Origin of the sequence: Sesame phyllody phytoplasma (genome assembly GCF_018390775.2) — a bacterium.
GTDB classification, from domain to species: domain Bacteria; phylum Bacillota_I; class Bacilli_A; order Acholeplasmatales; family Acholeplasmataceae; genus Phytoplasma; species Phytoplasma australasiaticum.
Genome location: NZ_JAHBAJ020000052.1, coordinates 1 through 257, shown reverse-complemented (window position 1 = coordinate 257; position 257 = coordinate 1). Strand labels below are relative to the sequence as shown.

Here is a 257-nt window from a genome sequence, read left to right as displayed (position 1 = left end):
GGATCAAATATGAATCTTTATCAGGCTCTCCTCAAGGAGTAATTATTTCCCCTTTGTTGGCGAATGTATATTTACATTACATTGACCTGAAAATGGAAGAACTGATTAAAGAAGGAAAACCAATTAGGAAGGATAACCCAAAATATTGGAAGGCATGGAAAATACACCAGCATCATAATCTGGGGATTGACAGAGACATCAATCTAAATCTAAAAAAAAGTTGAATATAGCCGTTATGCTGATGACTTTATCATTGA

1 pseudogene is annotated in these 257 nt (G+C 34.2%); it reads left to right on the top strand.

Annotated features, from left to right (window positions below):
• Positions 1-257: pseudogene (locus KHD59_RS02460) on the top strand (group II intron reverse transcriptase/maturase); the annotation flags it as partial.